This is a genomic window from Pseudomonas sp. (assembly GCF_041601375.1).
Lineage (GTDB): Bacteria > Pseudomonadota > Gammaproteobacteria > Pseudomonadales > Pseudomonadaceae > Aquipseudomonas.
Genome location: NZ_JBFIIG010000025.1, coordinates 13531 through 36310 on the forward strand (window position 1 = coordinate 13531; position 22780 = coordinate 36310).

Genomic DNA, 22780 nt, shown 5'->3' on the forward strand with positions numbered 1-22780 from the left:
TGGGCCCAATGCGCGCAGGAAGCCCGGATAACAAGATGGCAGTAAAATACCCTAGGTTCCGCAAAAAATTCCCCCTTCTGGTAACTGGCGGCCTGTTGGCCTTGCAGCCACTGACCAGCCAATTCGCTGGCGCGGCCGAACAATACGACTGCCAGGCGTCCGCTACCGGTGGCTGGGCATGCGCCCCGAAAACCCCTAGCGCTGCAGTGCCGGAGCGGCCTGTGCAGAAAGATTCGGCCACGGCCCAGCGCCCGGACGATTCTGACGCGAGTCGCGCTTCCCGCGCCACATTGGTCACGGAGAGTGGCGGCAAGGCCCTGGCTTCGCGCAGCGCCGACTACAGCCACCTCGACTGGGTGCCCCGCGAGAACCTGAGCGAAGCGCAGCTGGCGGAAGTCGGTCCCTACTGTGCGGGCGGCTATGTCGAGCCGAGCCGGCCAGGGATGTACGACCAGACGCCGATGAGTCAGGCGCCGCTGTTCATTACCGCCAAAGCCTCGCGCTACGAGCAGGAACAACAGGTCGCCACCCTGGCCGGCGATGTCGTGTTGCGCCAGGCCGGCATGCAGGTCGAGGCTGACGAAGCCAGCCTGCACCAGGCGGAAAACCGCGGCGAACTGATCGGTAACGTGCGCCTGCGCGACCAGGGCGTCCTGGTGGTCGGCGATCGCGCCGAACTGCAACTCGACAACGGCGAAGCCAAGGTCGACAACGCCGAATACGTGCTGCACAAAAGCCATGTGCGCGGCAGCGCGCTCTACGCCAAGCGCGAAGAGACCGCGGTGATCCGCCTGAAAGACGGCACCTATACCTCCTGTGAACCGGGCAGCAACGCCTGGCACCTGAAGGGCAACAACGTCACTCTGAACCCGGCCACCGGCTTCGGCACGGCGACCAACGTGACCCTGCGGGTGAAGGATTTCCCGGTTTTCTACACCCCCTACATCTACTTCCCGATCGACGACCGCCGTCAGTCCGGCTTCCTGCCGCCGAGCATCAGCAGCTCCAGCGATAACGGCATGACGCTGCAGACGCCCTACTACTTCAACCTGGCGCCGAACTACGACGCCACGCTCTATCCGACCTACATGAGTGACCGCGGTCTGCTCATCGAAGGCGAAGGTCGCTACCTGACCAAGAGCAGCGAAGGCCAGTTTGGCGCGGCTTACCTCGACGACAGCAACGACGACCGCAAACTGCAGTCGGACTACGAAGACCAGCGCTGGCTCTACAGCTGGCAGCACAAGGGCGGCCTCGACTCGCGCCTGCTGGCCGAAGTCGACTACACCGACATCAGCGACCCCTATTACTTCCAGGACCTGGACACCGATCTCGGCATCGACTCCACCAGCTACGTCAACCAGCGCGGCACCCTGACCTATCGCGGCGGCAGCTACACCGCGCGGCTGAACGCCCATGCTTACGAACTGGCCAATATCACCGACATCACCCCGTACAACCGCCTGCCGCAGATCACCCTGGATGGCGCCCTGCCGTTCCAGCCGGGTGGCCTGAACATCAGCTACGGCAGTGAGCTGGTGCGCTTCGACCGCGACTTGCGCGATGGCAGCTTCATCAACGAAGAGGGCGTGGCCGAACAGCTCTGGTATGACGAGCGCCTGCGCGGCCTGGCCCGCGCCAACGGCACGCGCCTGCACCTGGAGCCGGCGGTCAGCCTACCGCTGAACTGGAGCTGGGGCTTCCTGACGCCCAAGGTCAAGTACCTGCAGACCAATTACGACCTGAGCCTCGACCAGCAGGGCAAGAACAGCCTGCTGGCCGAACAGCAGTTCGACAGCAGCCAGGATCGCGGCGTCCCCATCGTCAGCGTCGACAGCGGCCTGTACTTCGACCGCGACACCACCTTGTTCGGCAAATCCTACCGCCAGACCCTGGAGCCACGGCTGTTCTACCTCTATGTCCCCGAGGAAGACCAGACCGATATTCCGGTGTTCGACACTGGCGAGAGCAATTTCAGCTATGCATCGCTGTTCCGCGAGAACCGTTTCTCCGGCAAGGACCGCATCGGCGACGAGAACAAGCTGTCGCTGGGCCTGACCAACCGCTGGATCGAGAGCAACGGTTTCGAGCGTCAACGCTTCAGCATCGGCCAGGCCTTCTACTTCGAAGACCGCCAGGTGCAGATGCCGGGCATCGACTACCGCACTCGCGCTGACGCCCAGGCCTCGCAATCGCCCTATGCCCTGGAGTACCTGTATCGCTTCAACCGCGACTGGCGCTTCTCCTCGGACTTCAACTGGGACCCGGACACCCGCAGTACCCGCTCGGGCAGCGCAATGTTCCACTACCAGCCGGAAGACAACCCGAACAAGGTGGTCAATGCCGGTTACCGCTACCGCAACGACACCATACGCTTCGACCAGGCCAGCGGTAACTGGGTGATCGGTGGCGGTGACTTCGGCACCCCGGGCAGCCCGAACTACATCAAGGACTACTACAAGGTCAGCCAGCATGACTTCTCGGTGATCTGGCCGATCGTCCCGCAGTGGAGCGTGATTTCCCGCTGGCAGTACGATTACGCCCGTGATCGCACCCTCGAAGCCTTCGGCGGTTTCGAATACGACAACTGCTGCTGGAAGCTGCGCCTGATCAACCGCTACTGGATCGACTATGACGAAGTCAGCCTGAATCCAGCGCTGAATGATGAGCCGGACCGCGGCATTTTCCTGCAAATCGTCCTCAAAGGCTTGGGAGGCGTGACAGGCAACAAGGTCGAGACTTTCCTCGACCAAGGCATTCAAGGTTATCGTGAACGTGAAGATCAAGCTTTCTGATTGCGTGCGCCCGCTACTGCTGGGCGCACTGTTTCTGGGTGCCGCGGCGCAAGCCGAGGTACAACCCCTCAACCGTGTCGTGGCCATCGTCGACAATGACGTGATCATGCAGAGCCAGCTGGACACCCGGGTACGCGAGGTGCAGCAAACCATCGCCAAACGCGGTGCAGAACTGCCGCCCGAGGATGTCCTAAGCCAGCAGGTGCTCGATCGCCTGATCATCGAGAACATCCAGCTGCAGATCGGCGACCGCTCCGGCATTCGCATCACCGACGAAGAACTCAACCAGGCCCTGGCCAGCATTGCCCAGCGCAACGGCATGAGCCTCGAACAGTTCCGCGCGGCCCTGGCCCAGGACGGCCTGTCCTATGCCGACGCCCGCGATCAGGTGCGTCGCGAAATGGTCATCAGCCGTGTGCGTCAACGCCGGGTAGCCGAGCGCATCCAGGTCACCGACCAGGAAGTGCAGAACTTCCTCGCCTCCGACCTCGGCAAGCTGCAACTGTCGGAAGAATTCCGCCTGGCCAATATCCTCATTCCACTGTCGGACGGCTCCTCCCCGCAAGCTATCCAGGCCGCTGAGCGCCAGGCACAGGAACTGTACCAGCAGCTGCGCGACGGCGCCGACTTCGCCCAGATGGCCATCGCCCACTCGGCCAGCGAGACCGCCCTTGAAGGCGGCGAAATGGGCTGGCGCAAGGCGGCACAGATGCCACCGCCATTCGACGCCATGGTTGGTGCAATGGCGGTCGGCGATGTCACCGAACCCATGCGCACGCCCGGCGGCTTCATCATGCTCAAGCTCCTGGAAAAGCGCGGCGGCGGCACCCAGGTGCTCGAAGAAGTCAACGTTCGGCACATCCTCATCAAGCCCAGCGAGATTCGCAGCGAAGCGGAAACCAAACGCCTGATCGAACGCCTGCATGAACGCCTCCTGGCCGGCGAAGACTTCGGCGAACTGGCGAAGAACTTCTCCGAAGACCCGGGCTCGGCGCTCAACGGCGGCAGCCTCGACTGGATCGACCCCAACGCGCTGGTGCCGGAGTTCCGCGAGGTGATGAGCAACACCGCCAGCGGCGAACTGTCGGAACCGTTCAAGAGCCCTTACGGCTGGCACGTGCTGCAGGTTGTAGGCCGCCGCGCCACCGACGGCAGCGCACAGTTCCGCGAGCAACAGGCCTTGACCGTACTGCGCAACCGCAAGTACGACGAAGAACTGCAGACCTGGTTGCGGCAGATCCGCGACGAGGCCTACGTCGAAATCAAGCTGTAGATAACACCGAGCCAATTAAAGCCCGGCGCCTGCCCCCTCGCAGCGCCGGGCTTTTTCGTTCCGTAGCGGGCGCGGCGTAAACTGGCACTGCCCGCCTCGACGCTCACCCGCAAGGCACAACCGAGAACCTGCCCATGACTGCACCACACCTCTTCGCACTGACCCCCGGCGAGCCGGCGGGCATCGGCCCCGACCTGTGCCTGCTGCTCGCTCGCCAGGCGCAACCCCATGCGCTGATAGCCATTGCCAGCCGCGACCTGCTCGCCGAGCGCGCCCACGGCCTGAACCTGGCCATTCGGCTGATCGAGGTCGGCCCCGGCAACTGGCCAAGCGCTCCCGCACCGGCGGGCAACCTGTACGTCTGGGACACGCCGCTGACGGCAGCCGTGCTGCCCGGCCAACTGGACCCGGCCAATGCCGGCTATGTCCTGGAAACCCTGAACCGCGCCGCCCAGGGCTGCCTCGACGGGCATTTCGCCGGCATGATCACCGCGCCGGTGCACAAGGGCGTGATCAACCAGGCCGGCATCGCCTTCTCCGGGCACACCGAATTTCTCGCCGAACTGACCCACAGCGAGCAGGTGGTGATGATGCTCGCCACCCACGGCCTGCGCGTGGCCCTGGTGACCACCCACCTGCCGCTCAAGGATGTCGCCGCCGCCATAACCGCCGAGCGCCTGGCCCGGGTTACCCGCATCCTCGACCATGACCTGCGCACTAAATTCGGCATCGCCCGACCACGCATCCTGGTCTGCGGCCTCAATCCGCACGCCGGCGAAGGCGGCCACCTCGGCCGCGAAGAAATCGAGGTGATCGAGCCGACCCTCGAACTGCTTCGCGGCGAAGGCATTGACCTGACCGGCCCACTGCCGGCCGACACCCTGTTCACCCCCAAGCACCTCGAGCACTGCGACGCCGTGCTGGCGATGTACCACGACCAGGGCCTGCCGGTGCTCAAATACAAGGGCTTCGGCGCCGCCGTCAATATCACCCTGGGCCTGCCGATCATCCGCACCTCGGTCGACCATGGCACAGCCCTGGATCTGGCCGGCAGCGGCAGGATCGACAGCGGCAGCCTGCAGGTCGCCCTGGAAACCGCCTATCAGATGGCGGACAGCCGGCGCTGAGCCGCACACCGCAAGCCAGGCGGGGTGCCGTTGCCGAGCGCAACTGGTAAGCTGCGCGTCTTTGCATTAATGCTTTCAGCGCTTGCTTGATGCTTGCAGCTTGAGGCTTGGAGCTGCCCCAGATGTCCGACCACCACCGCGCGCGCAAGCGTTTCGGCCAGAACTTCCTGCACGACGCCGGCGTCATCCACCGCATCCTGCGCGCCATTCATGCCCGCGAAGGCGAGCGCATGCTGGAAATCGGCCCGGGTCAGGGCGCCCTCACCGAAGGCCTGCTCGACAGCGGCGCGCAGCTCGACGTGATCGAACTGGACCGCGACCTGATCCCGCTGCTCAATGCCAAGTTCGCCGCCGAGCCGCGCTTCCAGCTGCACCAGGGCGACGCCCTGAAGTTCGACTTCAGCAGCCTCGACCCCGCGCCGCATAGCCTGCGCGTGGTCGGTAACCTGCCGTACAACATCTCCACCCCGCTGATTTTCCACCTGCTGAACAACGCCGCGCTGATCCGCGACATGCACTTCATGCTGCAGAAGGAAGTGGTCGAGCGCCTGGCCGCCGGCCCGGGCGGCAAGGACTGGGGCCGTCTGTCGATCATGGTGCAGTACCACTGCCGGGTGGAGCATCTGTTCAATGTCGGCCCCGGCGCGTTCAATCCGCCGCCCAAGGTCGACTCGGCGATCGTCCGGCTGGTGCCGCACGACGTGCTGCCCCATCCGGCCAAGGACCACCGCCTGCTCGAGAACGTGGTGCGCGAGGCCTTCAACCAGCGGCGCAAGACCCTGCGCAACACGCTCAAGGCCTTGCTCAGTGCCGATGAGATCGAAGCGGCCGGTGTCGACGGCAGCCTGCGCCCGGAACAACTGGACCTGGCCGCCTTCGTCCGCCTGGCCGATCGGCTGGCCGAGCAACCCAGCAGCGAGCGACCCAGCTAGACTGGTTTTCAGCTTACCGAGTACGAGTCAATGTCAGATCCCCGTTACCAGGTCGACGTCAGCGTCACCACCCGCTACCTGCCGGAACAGTCGCAGCCGGAGCAGAACCGCTTCGCCTTCGCCTATAGCGTGACCCTCGTCAACCAGGGTCAATTGCCGGCCAAACTGCTGTCACGCCACTGGCTCATCACCGATGGCGACGGCCACGTGCAGGAGGTGCGTGGCGCCGGCGTGGTCGGCCAACAACCGCTGATCGCGGTCGGCGAGCGCCACACTTACAGCAGCGGTACCGTCATGGCCACCCGCGTCGGCACCATGCAAGGCAGTTACCAGATGCTCGCCGAAGACGGCAAGCAGTTCGACGCCCTTATCGCACCGTTCCGCCTGGCGGTACCAGGCTCGTTGCACTGATGGCGACCTATGCCGTCGGCGACCTGCAAGGCTGCCTGAAACCCTTGCAATGCCTGCTGCAGCGCGTCGCATTCGACCCGGCCAAAGATCGTCTGTGGCTGGTCGGCGACCTGGTCAACCGCGGCCCGCAATCGCTCGCCACCTTGCGTTTCCTCTATCAGATGCGCGATGCGCTGACCTGCGTGCTGGGCAACCACGACCTGCACCTGCTGGCCGTCGCCACCAATATCGAACGTTTGAAGAAGAGCGACACCCTGCAGGAGATTCTCGACGCCCCGGATCGTGCCGAACTGCTCGACTGGCTGCGTCGGCAGAAGCTGCTGCATTACGACGCCGAGCGCGACATCGTCCTGGTACATGCCGGTATACCGCCGCAGTGGTCGCTACAGAGTGCCCTCAGGCGTGCAGCCGAGGTCGAGGAGGCCCTGCGCGACGACGCCCGCTTCCCACTGTTCCTCGATGGCATGTACGGCAACGAGCCGGCCAAATGGGACAAGGATCTGCATGGCGTGACCCGCCTGCGGGTGATCACCAACTACTTCACGCGCATGCGTTTCTGCACGGCAGATGGCACTCTGGACCTGAAAAGCAAGGAAGACGCCGGCAGTTCGCCGTCCGGTTATGCGCCCTGGTTCAGCCATAAACAGCGCAAGACCCGCGGACAGAAGATCATCTTCGGCCACTGGGCGGCCCTGGAAGGTCGCTGCGAAGAGCCCGGCCTGTTCGCCCTGGACACTGGCTGTGTCTGGGGTGGCGCCCTGACCCTGCTAAATATCGACAGCGGCGAACGCCACCGCTGTGACTGCAATGAGGTGCACGCATGAGCGAGTTCACACGTATCCCCCCGTCCACGGCCCAGGTTCTGCGCCAGCAAGGCGCCGCCGTGGTCGACATCCGCGACCCGCAGAGCTTTGCCGCCGGCCATATCAAAGGCTCGCAGCACCTGGACAATCACTCGCTGCATGACTTCATCGCCAAGGCCGATCTCGATCTGCCGCTGATCGTCACCTGCTACCACGGCAACTCCAGCCAGAGTGCCGCCGCCTACCTGGTCGGCCAAGGTTTCAGCGCCGTGTACAGTCTGGATGGCGGTTTCGAACTGTGGCGCGCGACTTTCCCGGAAGAAACCGCGCAAACGCCAGACGACTGAAAATTTATTTCACCGCGTCAGACCACGCCAACACTGGGCTATCGCCCGCCCCTAAGCAGCGGTAATATCCTGTTATCGTTCGTCGCCACTTGACCTTACCGATTCCGAACTATCCTTTAGCTCAGGCCATCCAAAATCAAGGTAGAGTCGGTTATCCGGCATCCGGGCCATCGGTAAGACCTTTAGGTGTTCTGGGGGATTTTCCAGGCTGAAGTATCAGCCGATCACCCGCACCCGCACGACCGATGCCACGGCGGCTCTAAGCATCGAGCGAGGTGAAGTCATGAGCATTTTCAGCCACTTCCAGCAACGCTTCGAGGCGACCCGGCAGGAGGAATACTCCCTGCAGGAATACCTCGAACTGTGCAAACAGGATCGCGGCGCCTACGCCTCGGCAGCAGAGCGTCTGCTGCTGGCGATTGGCGAGCCTGAATTGATCGATACCTCAAGCAACTCGCGGCTGTCGCGGATCTTCTCCAACAAGGTGATCCGCCGCTATCCGACCTTCGCCGACTTCCACGGCATGGAAGAATGCATCGACCAGATCGTCTCCTACTTCCGCCATGCCGCTCAGGGCCTGGAAGAGAAGAAGCAGATCCTCTACCTGCTCGGTCCGGTTGGCGGCGGCAAGTCGTCGCTGGCGGAAAAACTCAAGCACCTGATGGAAAAGGTACCCTTCTATGCGATCAAGGGTTCACCGGTGTTCGAGTCACCGCTGGGGCTGTTCAACGTCGACGAGGACGGCGCCATCCTCGAAGAGGAATACGGCATTCCGCAGCGCTACCTGAACAGCATCATGTCGCCCTGGGCGACCAAGCGCCTGACCGAGTTCGGTGGCGACATCAGCCAGTTCCGCGTGGTCAAGCTGTACCCCTCGATCCTCAACCAGATCGCCATCGCCAAGACCGAACCGGGCGACGAGAACAACCAGGACATCTCCTCCCTGGTCGGCAAGGTGGATATCCGCAAACTGGAAGAATTTCCGCAGAACGACGCCGATGCCTACAGCTATTCCGGCGCCCTGTGCCGGGCCAACCAGGGCCTGATGGAGTTCGTCGAGATGTTCAAGGCGCCGATCAAGGTGCTGCATCCGCTGCTCACCGCCACCCAGGAAGGCAACTACAACAGCACCGAGGGCCTCGGCGCAATTCCCTACAGCGGCATCCTGCTGGCCCACTCCAACGAGTCGGAATGGCACAACTTCCGCAACAACAAGAACAACGAGGCGTTCATCGACCGTATCTACATCGTCAAGGTGCCCTACTGCCTGCGCGTCACCGACGAAATCAAGATCTACGCGAAACTCCTCACCAACAGCTCGCTGGCCAAGGCCCATTGCGCACCGGACACCCTGAAGATGCTGGCCCAGTTCTCGGTGCTGAGCCGCCTGAAGGAGCCGGAAAACTCGAATATCTACTCGAAGATGCGCGTCTATGACGGTGAGAACCTCAAGGACACCGACCCCAAGGCCAAGTCGATCCAGGAGTACCGCGACAATGCCGGTGTCGACGAGGGCATGAACGGCCTGTCGACCCGCTTCGCCTTCAAGATCCTGTCCAAGGTGTTCAACTTCGACCCGCACGAGGTGGCCGCCAACCCGGTGCACCTGCTCTATGTGCTGGAACAGCAGATCGAACAGGAGCAGTTCCCTGCAGAAACCCGCGAACGCTACCTGCGCTTCATCAAGGAATACCTGGCGCCGCGCTACATCGAATTCATCGGCAAGGAAATCCAGACCGCTTACCTCGAGTCCTACAGCGAGTACGGACAGAACATCTTCGACCGTTACGTGCTGTACGCCGATTTCTGGATCCAGGATCAGGAATACCGTGATCCGGAAACCGGCGAGATCCTCAACCGCGTCGCGCTCAACGAGGAGCTGGAGAAGATCGAGAAACCGGCCGGCATCAGCAACCCGAAGGACTTCCGCAACGAGATCGTCAACTTCGTGCTGCGCGCCCGGGCCAACAACAACGGCAAGAACCCGACCTGGCTCAGCTACGAGAAGCTGCGCGTAGTGATCGAGAAGAAGATGTTCTCCAATACCGAAGACCTGCTGCCTGTCATCAGCTTCAACGCCAAGGCGAGCAAGGAGGACCAACAGAAACACAACGACTTCGTCACTCGCATGGTCGAGCGCGGCTATACCGACAAGCAGGTGCGCCTGCTGTCCGAATGGTATCTGCGGGTTCGTAAATCGCAGTAAGGCAGCCATAAGCAGCAAGCTTTAAGCTGCAAGCAAGAGGTCCGGGACCGGACCACCCTTGCAGCTTGTGGCTTGTGGCTTGCAGCTCCCTGGAGGGGCCCCTATGAGCCATGTGATCGACCGACGCCTGAACGGCAAGAACAAGAGCACGGTAAACCGCCAGCGCTTCTTGCGGCGTTACCGTGAGCACATCAAGAAAGCCGTCGAAGAGGCGGTTAGCCGCCGCTCCATCACCGACATGGAGCATGGCGAACAGATCAGCATTCCCGGTCGCGACATCGACGAGCCGATATTTCACCACGGCCGTGGCGGCAAGCAGACCATCGTCCATCCGGGCAACAAGGAATTCACTGCGGGCGAACGCATTCCGCGGCCGCCGGGCGGTGGCGGCGGTCGAGGCGGCGGCAAGGCCAGCAACACCGGCGAAGGCATGGATGAGTTCGTCTTCCAGATCACTCAGGAAGAGTTTCTCGACTTCATGTTCGAGGACCTCGAACTGCCCAATCTGGTGAAGCGCCACCTGACCGGTGCCGACACCTTCAAGACCGTACGCGCCGGCATCAGCAACGAGGGCAATCCGTCACGGATCAACATCGTGCGCACCCTGCGCTCGGCTCACGCCCGGCGCATCGCCCTGTCCGGCAGCAGCCGCACCAAACTGAAAGAGTCGCAGCTCGAACTGGAGCGCCTGAAGCGCGAAGAGCCGGACAACTTCGGCGATATTCAGGCGCTTGAAGCGGAAATCGGCAAGCTCCAGTCCCGGATAAAACGCGTGCCCTTCCTCGACACCTTCGACCTCAAGTACAACCTGCTGGTCAAACAACCCAATCCCAGTTCGAAAGCGGTGATGTTCTGCCTGATGGACGTCTCTGGTTCCATGACCCAGGCCACCAAGGACATCGCCAAGCGCTTTTTCATCCTGCTGTACCTGTTTCTCAAGCGTAACTACGACAAGATCGACGTGGTGTTCATTCGCCACCACACCAGCGCCAAAGAGGTGGACGAGGAGGAGTTCTTCTACTCCCGCGAGACCGGCGGCACCATCGTCTCCAGCGCGCTCAAGCTGATGCAGGAGATCATGGCCGCGCGCTACCCCACCCACGAATGGAATATCTATGGCGCCCAGGCGTCGGATGGCGACAACTGGAACGACGATTCACCGATTTGCCGGGATATATTGATCAAGCAGATCATGCCGTTCGTGCAATATTTCACCTACGTCGAGATCACCCCGCGCGAGCACCAGGCGCTGTGGTTCGAGTACGAGCAGGTCAGCGAAGCCTTTGACGACACCTTTGCCCAGCAGCAACTGGTCTCGGCAGGCGATATCTACCCCGTGTTCCGCGAACTGTTCCAGCGGAGGCTTGCGACATGACAGCGCACGACAGCAGCGTACCCGTAAAGAAACGCCAACCGATCTCCACCGGCTCGGAGTGGACCTTCGAGCTGGTTGGCGCCTACGACCGCGAAATCGGCCGGCTCGCCGAACGCTATGCGCTGGACACCTACCCCATCCAGATCGAAGTGATCACCGCCGAGCAGATGATGGACGCCTATGCCTCGGTGGGCATGCCCCTGGGTTATCACCATTGGTCCTATGGCAAACATTTCCTCAGTACCGAGAAGAATTACAAACGCGGACAGATGGGCCTGGCCTACGAGATCGTAATCAACTCCGACCCCTGCATCGCCTACCTGATGGAAGAGAACACCATGTGCATGCAGGCACTGGTTATTGCCCATGCCTGTTACGGCCACAACAGCTTCTTCAAGGGCAACTACCTGTTCCGCACCTGGACCGACGCCAGCTCGATCGTCGATTACCTGGTGTTCGCCAAGCAGTACATCATGCAGTGCGAGGAACGCCATGGCATCGATGCGGTGGAAGACCTGCTCGACTCCTGTCATGCCCTGATGAATTACGGGGTCGACCGCTACAAGCGCCCCTATCCGATTTCCGCCGAAGAGGAGCGGCGCCGGCAGAAGGAGCGCGAAGAGCATCTGCAGAAACAGATCAACGACCTCTGGCGCACCATCCCCAAGGGCACCGACAAGCGCGGCGAGGAAGACAACAAGCGCTTCCCTCCGGAGCCGCAGGAAAACATCCTGTACTTCCTGGAGAAACACGCCCCCCTGCTCGAACCCTGGCAGCGTGAGGTGATCCGCATCGTGCGCAAGATCGCCCAGTACTTCTATCCGCAGCGCCAGACTCAGGTGATGAACGAAGGCTGGGCCTGCTTCTGGCATTACACCCTGATGAACGACCTGTATGAGGAGGGCCTGGTCACCGACGGCTTCATGATGGAGTTCCTCCAGTCGCACACCAGCGTGATCTATCAACCGCCGTTCGACAGCCCCTACTACAGCGGCATCAACCCCTACACCCTGGGCTTCGCCATGTACCGCGACATCCGCCGGATCTGCGAGGAGCCCACCGCAGAGGACAAGCACTGGTTCCCCGAGATCGCCGGCAGCGACTGGCTGACGACCCTCAAGTTCGCCATGAGCAGCTTCAAGGACGAGAGTTTCATCCTGCAGTACCTGTCGCCCAAGGTGATCCGCGACCTCAAGCTGTTCAGCATTCTCGATGACGACCAGAAGGATGAATTGCTGGTCCCGGCCATCCACGACGAGCCGGGCTACCAAAGCATCCGCGAAACCCTGGCGGCCCAATACAACCTGGGCAATCGCGAGCCCAACATCCAGATCTGGAGCATCGACCGCCGCGGCGACCGCTCACTGACCCTGCGCCACCAGCAGCACGACCGCAAACCCCTGGGCAACTCCACCGAAGAAGTGCTCAAGCACCTGCATCGCCTGTGGGGTTTCGACGTACACCTGGAAACCCTGCAGGGCGACAAACTGATCGACACCCAGCACGTGCCGCCCAAGGGCGAGGCCGACCCCGACGGCGACTACCCGCGACTCGACCTGGTGATTCCGCCCATCTGAGCGCGCCCCGCCGCCCGTGCCCCATTGGCCTGGATGACCTGAGCAACAGCGGGAGAGGCAAGCGAGGCGCCCGGCACGTCGCCCGCAAGCAATCCGGCAGCGGTCTGCTGCCGCCAGCCCCCCTTGCAAGAGCATCACCACAGCGCAGGAGGGGCCGTGGCCGCGAACCGTGGCCCGGCAATGCCCAGTCGCGGACAAATCCCCTCTCGCCAGAGCACCGCGAACGGCCGTGGCCACCTCGAAGACTCGCCGCCAAGTCCGCCCTCGCAAGAACACCACCACAGCGCAGGAGGGGCCTTGGCCGCGAACCCTGTGCAAGCCCGCCGCCACTCTCGATTGCCCGCACATTTGGGCCCTCCAGCCGTTATGCTGTGCCGCAATGGAGGAGCAAGCATGCAGATTTACAAAGTGGGCGGCGCAGTGCGCGACCGCCTGTTGGGGCGCCCGGTCAGCGAAGTCGACTGGGTGGTGGTCGGGGCCACGGCCGAACAGATGCTCGAGCAAGGATTCCGCCCGGTGGGCGCAGATTTCCCGGTGTTCCTGCACCCGCAAACCGGCGAGGAGTATGCCCTGGCACGAACCGAGCGCAAGAGCGGGCGCGGCTATGGCGGCTTCACCTTCTATGCCAGCCCGGAGGTCACCCTCGAAGAAGACCTGATCCGCCGCGACCTCACCGTCAACGCCATGGCCGAAGACACACAGGGCCGCCTGATCGACCCCTATGGCGGCCAACGCGACCTTGCAGCCAAGCTGCTACGGCATGTCTCCCCGGCCTTCGCCGAAGACCCGCTGCGCGTCCTGCGGGTCGCCCGCTTCGCCGCACGCTATGCGCCACTGGATTTTCGCGTGGCGCCCGAGACCCTGGCGCTGATGCAGCAACTGAGCGACTCCGGCGAACTGTCGGCGCTGACAGCCGAACGCAGCTGGAAGGAAATCTCCCGCGCCCTGCTCGAACCTCGTCCCGATGTGTTCATCCAGGTCCTGCGTGACTGCGGCGCCCTCAAGGCACTCCTGCCGGAAATCGACGCGCTGTTCGGCGTGCCGCAGCCGGCCGCCCATCACCCGGAAATCGACACTGGCGCGCATGTACTCAGCGTGCTGCGTCAGTGCGCCGAACACCGGCAACCGCTGGCAGTGCGCTGGGCCTGCCTGCTGCATGATGTCGGCAAGGGCCTGACGCCCGAGGCCGAGTGGCCGCGGCATATCGCCCATGAGCACAAAGGCCTCAAGCTGATCCGGGCGATCAACCAGCGCAGCAAGGCGCCCAAAGACTGCCAGGAATTGGCCCTGCTGGTCGGCGAATACCACACCCACGGTCACCGCGCCCTGGAGCTGAAAGCCTCGACCCTGCTGGAGCTGCTGCAGCACTTCGATGTGTTTCGCCGCCCGCAGCGCTTCGAGGCGTTCATCGCCGCCTGCGAAATGGATGCCCGTGGACGGGCCGGCCTGGAACAACGCGCCTACCCGCAGGCCGATTACCTGCGCGGCGCCATGCAGGCGGCCCGTGCCGTGACGGTACAGCCGCTACTGGAGCAGGGCTTGCAAGGCCCCGAACTGGGCGAGGCGCTCAAGCGCGAGCGCCTCAAGGCGCTCAAGGCCTACAAGGCGAGCCCTGCGCCGGTCTCCGAGGATACGCGCAGCCAACCCTAGCAACCCGAAAGGCTACTAGGCGGACCTGGGAAATGCCGCGAGCAGTTCGGCCGGGGTCAGCTCGCTGCCGCGCCACTGGAAGGCCACCGGCCACAGCTGCTGTTCGATCTGCGCACCCTGCCACAGCTCGGCGAAACTGCGCTGCTCGCCCGGGTGCAAACGCTCCGGCAGCAACAGCGAAAGCGGCCAGAGCACGAAGGCGTTCTTGAGGATTTCCGCCCGCGGCAGGATCAGGCCATCGAAATTGCCGAGCAAATCGCCATACAGCAGCACATCGATATCCAGCGGCAGCCCCCTGCGCTCGGGCGCGTAACGGCCATTGTCGGCCTCGATGAATTTCAGCCGGCGGTCCAACTCACCCAATGGCAGCTCGCTGTAGCCCGCCACCACCAGGTTGAAGAAGGGCCCGCTCTTGATGCCCACCGCCTGACTTTCGAACACTGGCGAGCAGCGCATGTCGCTCAGCATGGCGGCCAACGCATCGAGTCCGGCCTGCAAATGCGCCTCTCGCTCGATATTGCTGCCCAGCCCGAGCACAACGGGAGTTAGCGACATCCGCGCTCGATCTCCACGCCAACACCGCCAATCGCGGCCGGTACCGCGCCGGGCTTGGTCAGCCTGAGGCGCAGCCAGGGAATCTGGAACTCGCTCATCAACACCTCGGCAAGCCGCTCGGCAAAGGTCTCCACCAGAATGAACTGCGCTTCGCTGGCGAAGGCCTGGACACGCGCCGACACCGCCGCGTAATCGAGCGCCTTGTCCAGGTCATCGCCTGCCGCTGCCGGACGATTGTCCCAGCCCAGGCACAGATCCAGACGCAAGCACTGGCGAATGCTGCGCTCCCAGTCGTAGGCACCGATTACCGTATCCACTTCCAGGCCTTCAATAAAAACTGTGTCCAAGCGCTCTCTCCACAACACGCCAAAGCCGCAGCATATCGCTGGCCGGCCGAGTAACAACTACCGTGCACGACTATACGGCGTTGAAATCAGGTTTAAATGCTCATTTGCGACGCCTATGCCACGCTTTTACCGCGCCGGGCGAGGCTGTAAAAAATCGTTTGCCTGCTGCGACCGTCGATATTTCCCCAGGCTCTGACCCCGCACGCCATCGCACTGCGCTCGAGCCATCGCCCGCGCTCGCTACCCTTCTCAACTGCCTGCTAGAATCCAGCCACTCCTCGACCGTGGAATGGCCACCATGTTTTGGCTACTGGCAATCCTCGCCTACCTGCTCGGTTCACTGTCCTTCGCCATTCTACTCAGCCGCAAGGCCGGTGGGCCGGACCCACGCGTCAGTGGCTCCGGCAACCCCGGCGCCACCAATATGCTGCGGGTCGCCGGCAAACGCCTGGCCGGCCTGACCCTGCTCGGCGACCTGCTCAAGGGCCTGCTTCCGGTCCTGGCCGGCGCCCTGCTTGGCTTGAACCTGCAACAACAGGCCTGGCTCGGCCTCGCCGCCGTCATCGGCCACCTTTACCCGCTGTATTTTCGCTTCCGCGGCGGCAAAGGCGTCGCCACTGCCGCCGGCATGCTGCTGGGACTTTACCCGCCGGCTGCACTGCTGGCCATCTGCGCCTGGCTACTGAGCTTCAACCTGACCCGCACCAGCTCATTGGCCGCGCTGATCGCCACGCCACTGAGCCTGCCACTGCTGGCCTGGCAACAACCCGAAGCATTGCTGCCGATGAGCGCAGTGACCGGCCTGATCGTCTGGCGGCACCGCAGCAATCTCCGCGACCTGTTCGACGGCAGAGAGCGGCATTTTTAACTAGCAGCGGCAAGCCACAAGTGCGGCTCGACGGCGGCGCGCCCGCTATTTCTCGCATCGAAAAAACCGCATCTCATTGATTCTATGGGTTATGACGCTTTGTGTAGGAGCGGCTTTAGCCGCGAATTCTTCGCGGCACAGCCAAAGCTTCGCGGCTAAAGCCGCTCCTACGACAGGGGGCCCGAACACCCCGTTGGCTGCGCGACAGCGCTCCGTCGAAGACGGGACGACCCCTCTATGGCTTTCGACTAGAGCGCCGGCAACTGCTCCATCGGCCAGCGCGCCTGCACCTTGATGTTCAGCTCCTCGTGCTGCCCGGCCTTGAGGCGCTGACAGCCGGCATAGGCGATCATCGCGCCGTTGTCGGTGCAGAACGCCGGGCGGGCATAGAACACCTGCCCCTTGAACTCGGTGAGCATTTTCTCCAGCCCCAGACGCAGCGCCTTGTTCGCACTGACGCCTCCGGCGATCACCAGCGAGTTGAGCCCGGTCTGCTTGAGCGCCCGCCGACACTTGATGGTCAGGGTCTCGACCACTGCCTGCTGGAACGCCAGGGCGACGTCACAGCGAGTCTGCTCGCCATCATCACCGGCGGCGCGGCACTGCTGCCAGGTATTCAGGGTAAAGGTCTTCAAGCCGCTGAAACTGAAATCCAGCCCCGGCCGGTCGGTCATCGGCCGTGGGAAGGTAAAGCGCCCCGGCGTGCCCTGCTCGGCCAGCCGCGCGATTTCCGGGCCGCCCGGATATTGCAGGCCCATCAGCTTGGCGGTCTTGTCGAAGGCTTCGCCGGCGGCATCGTCGAGCGACTCGCCGAGCAGTTGGTAACGACCGATGCCGTCGACCCTCACCAGCTGGGTATGGCCGCCGGAAACCAACAAAGCGACGAACGGAAAAGCCGGCGGATTTTCCTCCAGCATCGGTGCCAGCAAGTGGCCTTCCATGTGGTGTACACCTAGCGCCGGAATGCCCCAGGCGAATGCCAGCGCCTGGGCGCAGGAGGCGCCCACCAGCAGCGCCCCGACCAGGCCGGGACCGGCGGTATAGGCAACGGCCTGGATATCGCCGGCCGTGCATTTGGCCTCGGCCAGCACCTCGCGGATCAAGGGCAGCATGCGCTTGACGTGATCGCGCGAGGCCAGCTCGGGCACCACCCCGCCATAGATGCGGTGCTGTTCGATCTGGCTGAACAAGGCATCGGCCAGCAAGCCACGCTCGCTGTGATAGAGTGCGACGCCGGTCTCATCGCATGAAGTTTCCAATCCCAGTACCAGCATGGGCAACGCCTTGAGTTCGAGGGGCTAAACGCCTGAAGGCGCGCATGATAATCGGCGCCGACGGACTCAGACCAGCGCTTTTCGATCAGAGGCTTTGCATTCCTTGCGATGAGGCGGTAACATTCGCAACCCTTAAAAACGTACGTTCTCCAGCGCCATTTGCCAGGAGTACGACACCCCCCGGTAATAAAGAAGGTACGCCCTGGATGCCAGCCGTCAAAGTTAAAGAGAACGAACCCTTCGACGTCGCTCTGCGTCGTTTCAAGCGCTCCTGCGAAAAAGCCGGTGTTCTGGCCGAAGTTCGCAGCCGTGAATTTTATGAAAAGCCGACTTCCGAGCGCAAGCGCAAAGCAGCAGCCGCCGTTAAGCGTCACGCCAAGAAAGTTCAGCGCGAACAGCGCCGCAGCGTCCGCCTGTACTAAGACGTACAAGCGCAACGCCTGAACGCCCGGCTTCGGCCGGGCTTCGCTTTTGGACTCCGCACCACCCACCGGTGGCGCGGGGTCTTTTAGTTTCCGTAATCTTTGTCCAGCCGCCTCGCACGGCAGTATTCTGAGCGCCTATGGCCGGCCTGATCCCACAGTCTTTTATCGATGACCTGCTCAACCGCACCGATATCGTCGACGTGGTCGCCTCGCGCATCCAGCTGAAAAAGGCCGGCAAGAACTACACCGCCTGCTGCCCCTTCCATAAAGAAAAAACCCCCTCGTTCAGCGTCAGCCCGGACAAACAGTTCTATTACTGCTTCGGCTGCGGCGCCGGCGGCAACGCCCTGGGTTTTATCATGGACCACGACCAACTGGACTTCCCCCAGGCGGTCGAGGACCTGGCCAAGCGAGCCGGCATGGACGTGCCGCGCGAAGAAGGCGGACGCAACAGCAGCAAACCGCGCCAACCCACCGACTCACCGCTCTACCCGCTGCTGACCGCCGCCGCCGAGTACTACCGCCAGGCCCTGAAGAGCCATCCACAGCGCAAGGCCGCCGTCGACTACCTCAAGGGCCGCGGCCTGTCCGGCGAGATCGCCCGCGATTTCGGCCTCGGCTTCGCCCCGCCCGGCTGGGACAACCTGCACAAACACCTGGCCAGCGACAGCCTGCAACAGAAGGCCATGATCGACGCCGGCCTGCTGGTGGAAAACGCCGACAATCCGGAAAAAATCAAACGCTACGACCGCTTCCGCGACCGGGTGATCTTCCCCATCCGCGACAGCCGCGGCCGGGTGATCGCCTTCGGCGGCCGGGTCCTCGGCGACGACAAACCCAAGTACCTGAACTCCCCGGAAACCCCGGTATTCCACAAGGGCCAGGAACTCTACGGCCTGTTCGAGGCACGCAAGAGCAACCGCGACCTCGACGAGATCATGGTGGTCGAAGGCTACATGGACGTCATCGCCCTGGCCCAGCAAGGCCTGCGCAACGCCGTCGCCACCCTCGGCACCGCCACCAGCGAAGAGCACCTCAAGCGCCTGTTCCGCATCGTGCCCAGCGTGCTGTTCTGCTTCGACGGCGACGCCGCCGGACGCAATGCCGCCTGGCGCGCCCTGGAAGCGACCCTGCCCAGCCTGCAGGATGGCCGGCGTGCGCGCTTTTTGTTCCTCCCCGACGGCGAGGACCCGGACACCCTGGTGCGCAGCGAAGGCACAGACGCCTTCCGCGCCCGCATCAACCAGCAGGCGCAACCGCTGGCCGACTACTTCTTCCAGCAACTCAGCGAAGAGGCCGACCCGCGCTCGCTCGAAGGCAAAGCCCACCTGGTGACCCTGGCCGCGCCACTGATCGACAAGATCCCCGGCAACAACCTGCGCACCCTGATGCGCCAGCGCCTCACCGAAATCACCGGCCTCAGCGGCGAAGCCCTGAGCCAGATGGCGCCCGCCGTCAAGAGCGGCGCCCACTCCAGCCCCAACCCGGCCTCCGGCGATTACTACCCGGATCATGGTGAAATTCCCGATAGTGCCTACTACGATGTCGCCGTCAGCCCCAATGAATATGAAAACCCCACCCCCACGGCGGGCTTCGAGCGCAGCAAGGGCAAGAGCGATTGGAAGAAAGAAGGCGGAAAATGGAGTAAAAAGGGGCGCGACGACTTCACCCCGCGCGCACCGCGCACCGCCGTCAGCGTCGAATCGCCGCACCTGAGCGCGCTGCGCACGCTGCTGCACCACCCCGAACTGGCCCAGAACGTCGAAGACGTCAGCCACTTCGCCGCCGAAGACGACACTTACGCACAATTGCTGGTAGCCCTGCTCGGCGCCCTGCAAAAGAACCCGAAACTGCGCGCCCTGCAACTGATCGCGCGCTGGCACGGTACCGAGCAGGGCCGTCTGTTACGGGCCCTGGCGGAAAAAGAGTGGCTGATTTCAGCCGACAACCTTGAACAACAGTTTTTTGACACTATAACTAGTCTTGTGGCCCGCCAACGTGAGCGCAGCCTGGAACATTTGATCAACAAAGCCCGTCAAAGTGAGTTAAGTGCAGAGGAAAAAAACCAACTGCGTAACCTGCTAAGCCGTAATGCATCACCGGTAATCCCGAGCCCAACTGGCGCATAGGGGTCTTATTCGGGTATAATCCGCGGCTTGTTTTTAGCCCGCCAAGACCTTCAGTGGATAGGGTGTTATGTCCGGAAAAGCGCAACAGCAGTCTCGTATCAAAGAGTTGATCACCCTTGGTCGTGAGCAGGGCTACCTGACTTACGCGGAGGTCAACGACCACCTGCCGGAGGATATTTCAGATCCGGAACAGGTGGAAGACATCATCCGCATGATCAACGACATGGGGATCAACGTATTCGAGGTTGCGCCAGATAAGGATTCTCTTATGCTGGCCGACGCCGATACCGACGAAGCGGCTGCGGAAGAAGCAGCGGCTGCGTTGGCAGCGGTCGAAACCGACATTGGCCGAACCACGGACCCGGTGCGCATGTACATGCGTGAAATGGGCACAGTGGAGCTGCTGACCCGCGAAGGCGAAATCGAAATCGCCAAGCGTATCGAAGAGGGTATCCGTGAAGTCATGGGCGCTATTGCCCACTTCCCTGGCACCGTCGACAGCATCCTCGCCGAATACACCCGCGTGACCACCGAAGGCGGCCGCCTGGTTGAAGTCCTCAACGGCTATATCGACCCGGACGACGGCAGTGTTCCTGCCGAAGCCGCCGCGCCTGTGCCGGTCAAAGACGGCACTGCCGACGATGCCGACGACAAGGACGAGGACGAGGACGACGCCGAAGAGGAAGAAGAAGGCGACGGCGGTCCGGATCCGGAAGAAGCCCTGCGCCGCTTCACGGCCATCTCCGAGCAACTGGAGATCGCCAAGCAGGCGGTGAGCAAGCATGGCCGCGGCAGCAAGCAAGGCATCGCCGAGCTGAAAGCCCTGGGCGAGCTGTTCATGCCGATCAAGCTGGTGCCCAAGCAATATGAAGCACTGGTGGTCCGCGTACGTGGTGCCCTGGAGCGCCTGCGCGCCCAGGAACGCGCCATCATGCAACTCTGCGTACGTGATGCACGGATGCCGCGCGCCGACTTCCTGCGCCTGTTCCCGGGCAATGAAGTCGATCTCACCTGGTCCGAGCAACTGGCCAAGGGCAAAGCCAAGTACGCCGAAGCCATCGGCGGCCTGCAAGCCGACATCCAGCGCTGCCAGCAGAAGCTTGTCGCCCTGCAAGCCGAGAGCGACCTGACCCTGGCCGAGATCAAGGACATCAACCGGCGCATGTCGATCGGCGAGGCCAAGGCCCGCCGCGCGAAGAAAGAGATGGTTGAAGCCAACTTGCGCCTGGTGATCTCGATCGCCAAGAAGTACACCAACCGCGGCCTGCAATTCCTCGACCTGATCCAGGAAGGCAACATCGGCCTGATGAAGGCGGTGGACAAGTTCGAATACCGTCGCGGCTACAAGTTCTCGACCTATGCCACCTGGTGGATCCGTCAGGCGATCACTCGCTCGATTGCCGACCAGGCCCGCACCATCCGTATTCCGGTGCACATGATCGAGACCATCAACAAGCTCAACCGTATCTCCCGGCAGATGTTGCAGGAGATGGGTCGCGAACCGACCCCGGAAGAGCTGGGTGAACGCATGGAAATGCCCGAGGACAAGATCCGCAAGGTATTGAAGATCGCCAAAGAGCCGATCTCCATGGAAACCCCGATCGGCGACGACGAAGATTCGCACCTGGGCGACTTCATTGAGGATTCCGGAACACAGTCGCCGATCGACGTGGCGACCGTGGAAAGCCTCAAGGAAGCCACCCGCGAAGTACTGGCCGGCCTCACCGCTCGTGAAGCCAAGGTACTGCGCATGCGCTTCGGCATCGACATGAACACCGACCACACCCTCGAGGAGGTTGGTAAACAGTTCGATGTCACCCGTGAGCGAATTCGTCAGATCGAGGCCAAGGCGCTGCGCAAGTTGCGCCACCCGACGCGAAGCGAGCATCTACGCTCATTCCTCGACGAGTAACCCAGAACCCCCGGCCAACACCGGGGGTTTTGCTATCTGCCTAGCCGACTGCCAAGCCCGGTCTACACTCGGAGTAGTACCTGCTCCGTAACGAGGCCGCCATGCCGCGATTGCCGGCCATTCTCCTGTCGTGTCTGGTGTATTGGGTCAGTCCGGTTGCCGCCTTGCCGCTCAGCGATGAGGAGCGCAACTGGCTTGCCGAACACCCCGTGCTGCGCCTGGGCATCGATGCCGCCTGGCCGCCGTTCGAGTTTCGCGACGCCCAGGGTCGCTACCGGGGCCTCGCCGCCGACTACATCGCCCTGCTCGAGCAACGCCTCGGCGTGAGCCTGCAGCCGAGCGAGACAGCCAGCTGGAGCCAGGTACTGGCACAGGCCAAGGCCGGCCAACTCGATTTGCTCCCCGCCGTGATGGCGACCCCAGAGCGCCAGGCCTACCTGACCTTCACCCGCCCCTACCTGGACTTCCCGATCATCATCCTGGCGCGCGATGGCGGCCCGCAACCGCGAGCGCTGAAGGACCTCCATGACCTGAAAATTGCCGTGGTCGCCGATTATGCGCCCCACGAACTGCTGCGCAGCCGGCACCCGGACCTTCACCTGCTTCCGCTACCGAGCGTCGGCGCCGCCCTGCAAGCACTCGCCAGCGGCCAGGCCGACGCCATGATCGGCGACCTCGCCTCCAGCGCCTGGAGCCTGCGCCAGCTCAAGCTGGCCAGCCTGTTCATCAGCGGCGAAACGCCCTACCGCTATCAACTGGCCATGGCCGCGCCGC

The 22780-nt window shown here is 62.9% G+C and carries 19 protein-coding genes; 16 read left to right on the forward strand and 3 right to left on the reverse strand.

Annotated features, from left to right (window positions below; all coding sequences use genetic code 11):
- Positions 1 to 35: 35 nt before the first annotated feature.
- From ABZE94_RS05845 to ABZE94_RS05895, 11 genes are all read left to right on the forward strand, one after another.
- Entirely contained in the window at positions 36 to 2795 is a 2760-nt protein-coding gene (locus ABZE94_RS05845) for an LPS-assembly protein LptD (RefSeq protein ID WP_372874588.1), read from the forward strand.
- The gene (locus tag ABZE94_RS05850) at positions 2776 to 4068 is read left to right on the forward strand and encodes a peptidylprolyl isomerase (RefSeq protein ID WP_372874589.1); all 1293 of its coding nucleotides are present in this window, start codon (positions 2776 to 2778) and stop codon (positions 4066 to 4068) included. The genes ABZE94_RS05845 and ABZE94_RS05850 overlap by 20 nt, the downstream gene beginning before the upstream one ends.
- Before the next feature lie 134 nt (positions 4069 to 4202).
- Positions 4203 to 5195, forward strand: coding sequence for a 4-hydroxythreonine-4-phosphate dehydrogenase PdxA (gene pdxA / locus ABZE94_RS05855; RefSeq protein ID WP_372874590.1), 993 nt, complete (start codon positions 4203 to 4205; stop codon positions 5193 to 5195).
- A 122-nt stretch (positions 5196 to 5317) separates the two neighbouring features.
- Positions 5318 to 6127, forward strand: a complete 810-nt coding sequence (gene rsmA / locus ABZE94_RS05860; RefSeq protein ID WP_372874591.1) for a 16S rRNA (adenine(1518)-N(6)/adenine(1519)-N(6))-dimethyltransferase RsmA — start codon at positions 5318 to 5320, stop codon at positions 6125 to 6127.
- 30 nt (positions 6128 to 6157) lie between these two features.
- Positions 6158 to 6538: a Co2+/Mg2+ efflux protein ApaG gene (gene apaG / locus ABZE94_RS05865; RefSeq protein ID WP_372874592.1), complete on the forward strand. Its 381-nt coding sequence runs from the start codon at positions 6158 to 6160 to the stop codon at positions 6536 to 6538.
- The gene (locus tag ABZE94_RS05870; RefSeq protein ID WP_372874593.1) at positions 6538 to 7362 is read left to right on the forward strand and encodes a symmetrical bis(5'-nucleosyl)-tetraphosphatase; all 825 of its coding nucleotides are present in this window, start codon (positions 6538 to 6540) and stop codon (positions 7360 to 7362) included. The genes apaG and ABZE94_RS05870 overlap by 1 nt, the downstream gene beginning before the upstream one ends.
- Positions 7359 to 7688 carry a thiosulfate sulfurtransferase GlpE gene (gene glpE, locus ABZE94_RS05875; protein WP_372874594.1) on the forward strand — a complete coding sequence of 110 codons (330 nt, stop codon included), beginning with the start codon at positions 7359 to 7361 and terminating at the stop codon, positions 7686 to 7688. The genes ABZE94_RS05870 and glpE overlap by 4 nt, the downstream gene beginning before the upstream one ends.
- Positions 7689 to 7971: 283 nt before the next feature.
- Positions 7972 to 9894, forward strand: a complete 1923-nt coding sequence (locus tag ABZE94_RS05880; RefSeq protein WP_372874595.1) for a PrkA family serine protein kinase — start codon at positions 7972 to 7974, stop codon at positions 9892 to 9894.
- 103 nt (positions 9895 to 9997) lie between these two features.
- The gene (locus ABZE94_RS05885) at positions 9998 to 11269 is read left to right on the forward strand and encodes a YeaH/YhbH family protein (RefSeq protein ID WP_372874596.1); all 1272 of its coding nucleotides are present in this window, start codon (positions 9998 to 10000) and stop codon (positions 11267 to 11269) included.
- The gene (locus tag ABZE94_RS05890; RefSeq protein ID WP_372874597.1) at positions 11266 to 12846 is read left to right on the forward strand and encodes a SpoVR family protein; all 1581 of its coding nucleotides are present in this window, start codon (positions 11266 to 11268) and stop codon (positions 12844 to 12846) included. Before ABZE94_RS05885 ends, ABZE94_RS05890 begins: the two co-directional genes overlap by 4 nt.
- Positions 12847 to 13239: 393 nt before the next feature.
- The gene (locus ABZE94_RS05895; protein ID WP_372874598.1) at positions 13240 to 14496 is read left to right on the forward strand and encodes a multifunctional CCA addition/repair protein; all 1257 of its coding nucleotides are present in this window, start codon (positions 13240 to 13242) and stop codon (positions 14494 to 14496) included.
- Between the two features lie 15 nt (positions 14497 to 14511).
- Here the strand turns inward: ABZE94_RS05895 and folK are convergent, their stop codons facing one another.
- Together folK and folB are read right to left on the reverse strand one after the other, a co-directional pair.
- Positions 14512 to 15051: a 2-amino-4-hydroxy-6-hydroxymethyldihydropteridine diphosphokinase gene (gene folK / locus ABZE94_RS05900; RefSeq protein ID WP_372874599.1), complete on the reverse strand. Its 540-nt coding sequence runs from the start codon at positions 15049 to 15051 to the stop codon at positions 14512 to 14514.
- Positions 15042 to 15398 (reverse strand): dihydroneopterin aldolase, encoded by a 357-nt coding sequence (folB, locus tag ABZE94_RS05905; protein WP_372874600.1) that lies wholly within the window; start codon positions 15396 to 15398, stop codon positions 15042 to 15044. Before folB ends, folK begins: the two co-directional genes overlap by 10 nt.
- 298 nt (positions 15399 to 15696) lie before the next feature.
- Here folB and plsY point away from each other — a divergent pair, with 298 nt between their 5' ends.
- On the forward strand, positions 15697 to 16266 hold the full coding sequence (gene plsY / locus ABZE94_RS05910; protein WP_372874601.1) for a glycerol-3-phosphate 1-O-acyltransferase PlsY: 570 nt from the start codon (positions 15697 to 15699) through the stop codon (positions 16264 to 16266).
- A 248-nt stretch (positions 16267 to 16514) separates the two neighbouring features.
- Here plsY and tsaD read toward each other — a convergent pair whose 3' ends face one another.
- The gene (gene tsaD, locus ABZE94_RS05915; RefSeq protein WP_372874602.1) at positions 16515 to 17540 is read right to left on the reverse strand and encodes a tRNA (adenosine(37)-N6)-threonylcarbamoyltransferase complex transferase subunit TsaD; all 1026 of its coding nucleotides are present in this window, start codon (positions 17538 to 17540) and stop codon (positions 16515 to 16517) included.
- Positions 17541 to 17746: 206 nt separating this feature from the next.
- Between tsaD and rpsU the strand changes: the two genes are divergently transcribed.
- The 4 genes from rpsU to ABZE94_RS05935 all read left to right on the forward strand — a co-directional run.
- Positions 17747 to 17962, forward strand: a complete 216-nt coding sequence (rpsU, locus tag ABZE94_RS05920; RefSeq protein ID WP_003296736.1) for a 30S ribosomal protein S21 — start codon at positions 17747 to 17749, stop codon at positions 17960 to 17962.
- A 140-nt stretch (positions 17963 to 18102) separates the two neighbouring features.
- Positions 18103 to 20094, forward strand: a complete 1992-nt coding sequence (gene dnaG / locus ABZE94_RS05925; protein WP_372874603.1) for a DNA primase — start codon at positions 18103 to 18105, stop codon at positions 20092 to 20094.
- A 67-nt stretch (positions 20095 to 20161) separates the two neighbouring features.
- Positions 20162 to 22006: an RNA polymerase sigma factor RpoD gene (gene rpoD, locus ABZE94_RS05930; RefSeq protein ID WP_372874604.1), complete on the forward strand. Its 1845-nt coding sequence runs from the start codon at positions 20162 to 20164 to the stop codon at positions 22004 to 22006.
- Positions 22007 to 22107: 101 nt separating this feature from the next.
- Positions 22108 to 22780, forward strand: a 673-nt coding sequence (locus tag ABZE94_RS05935; RefSeq protein ID WP_372874605.1) for a transporter substrate-binding domain-containing protein, incomplete at its 3' end; no start/stop codon positions are given.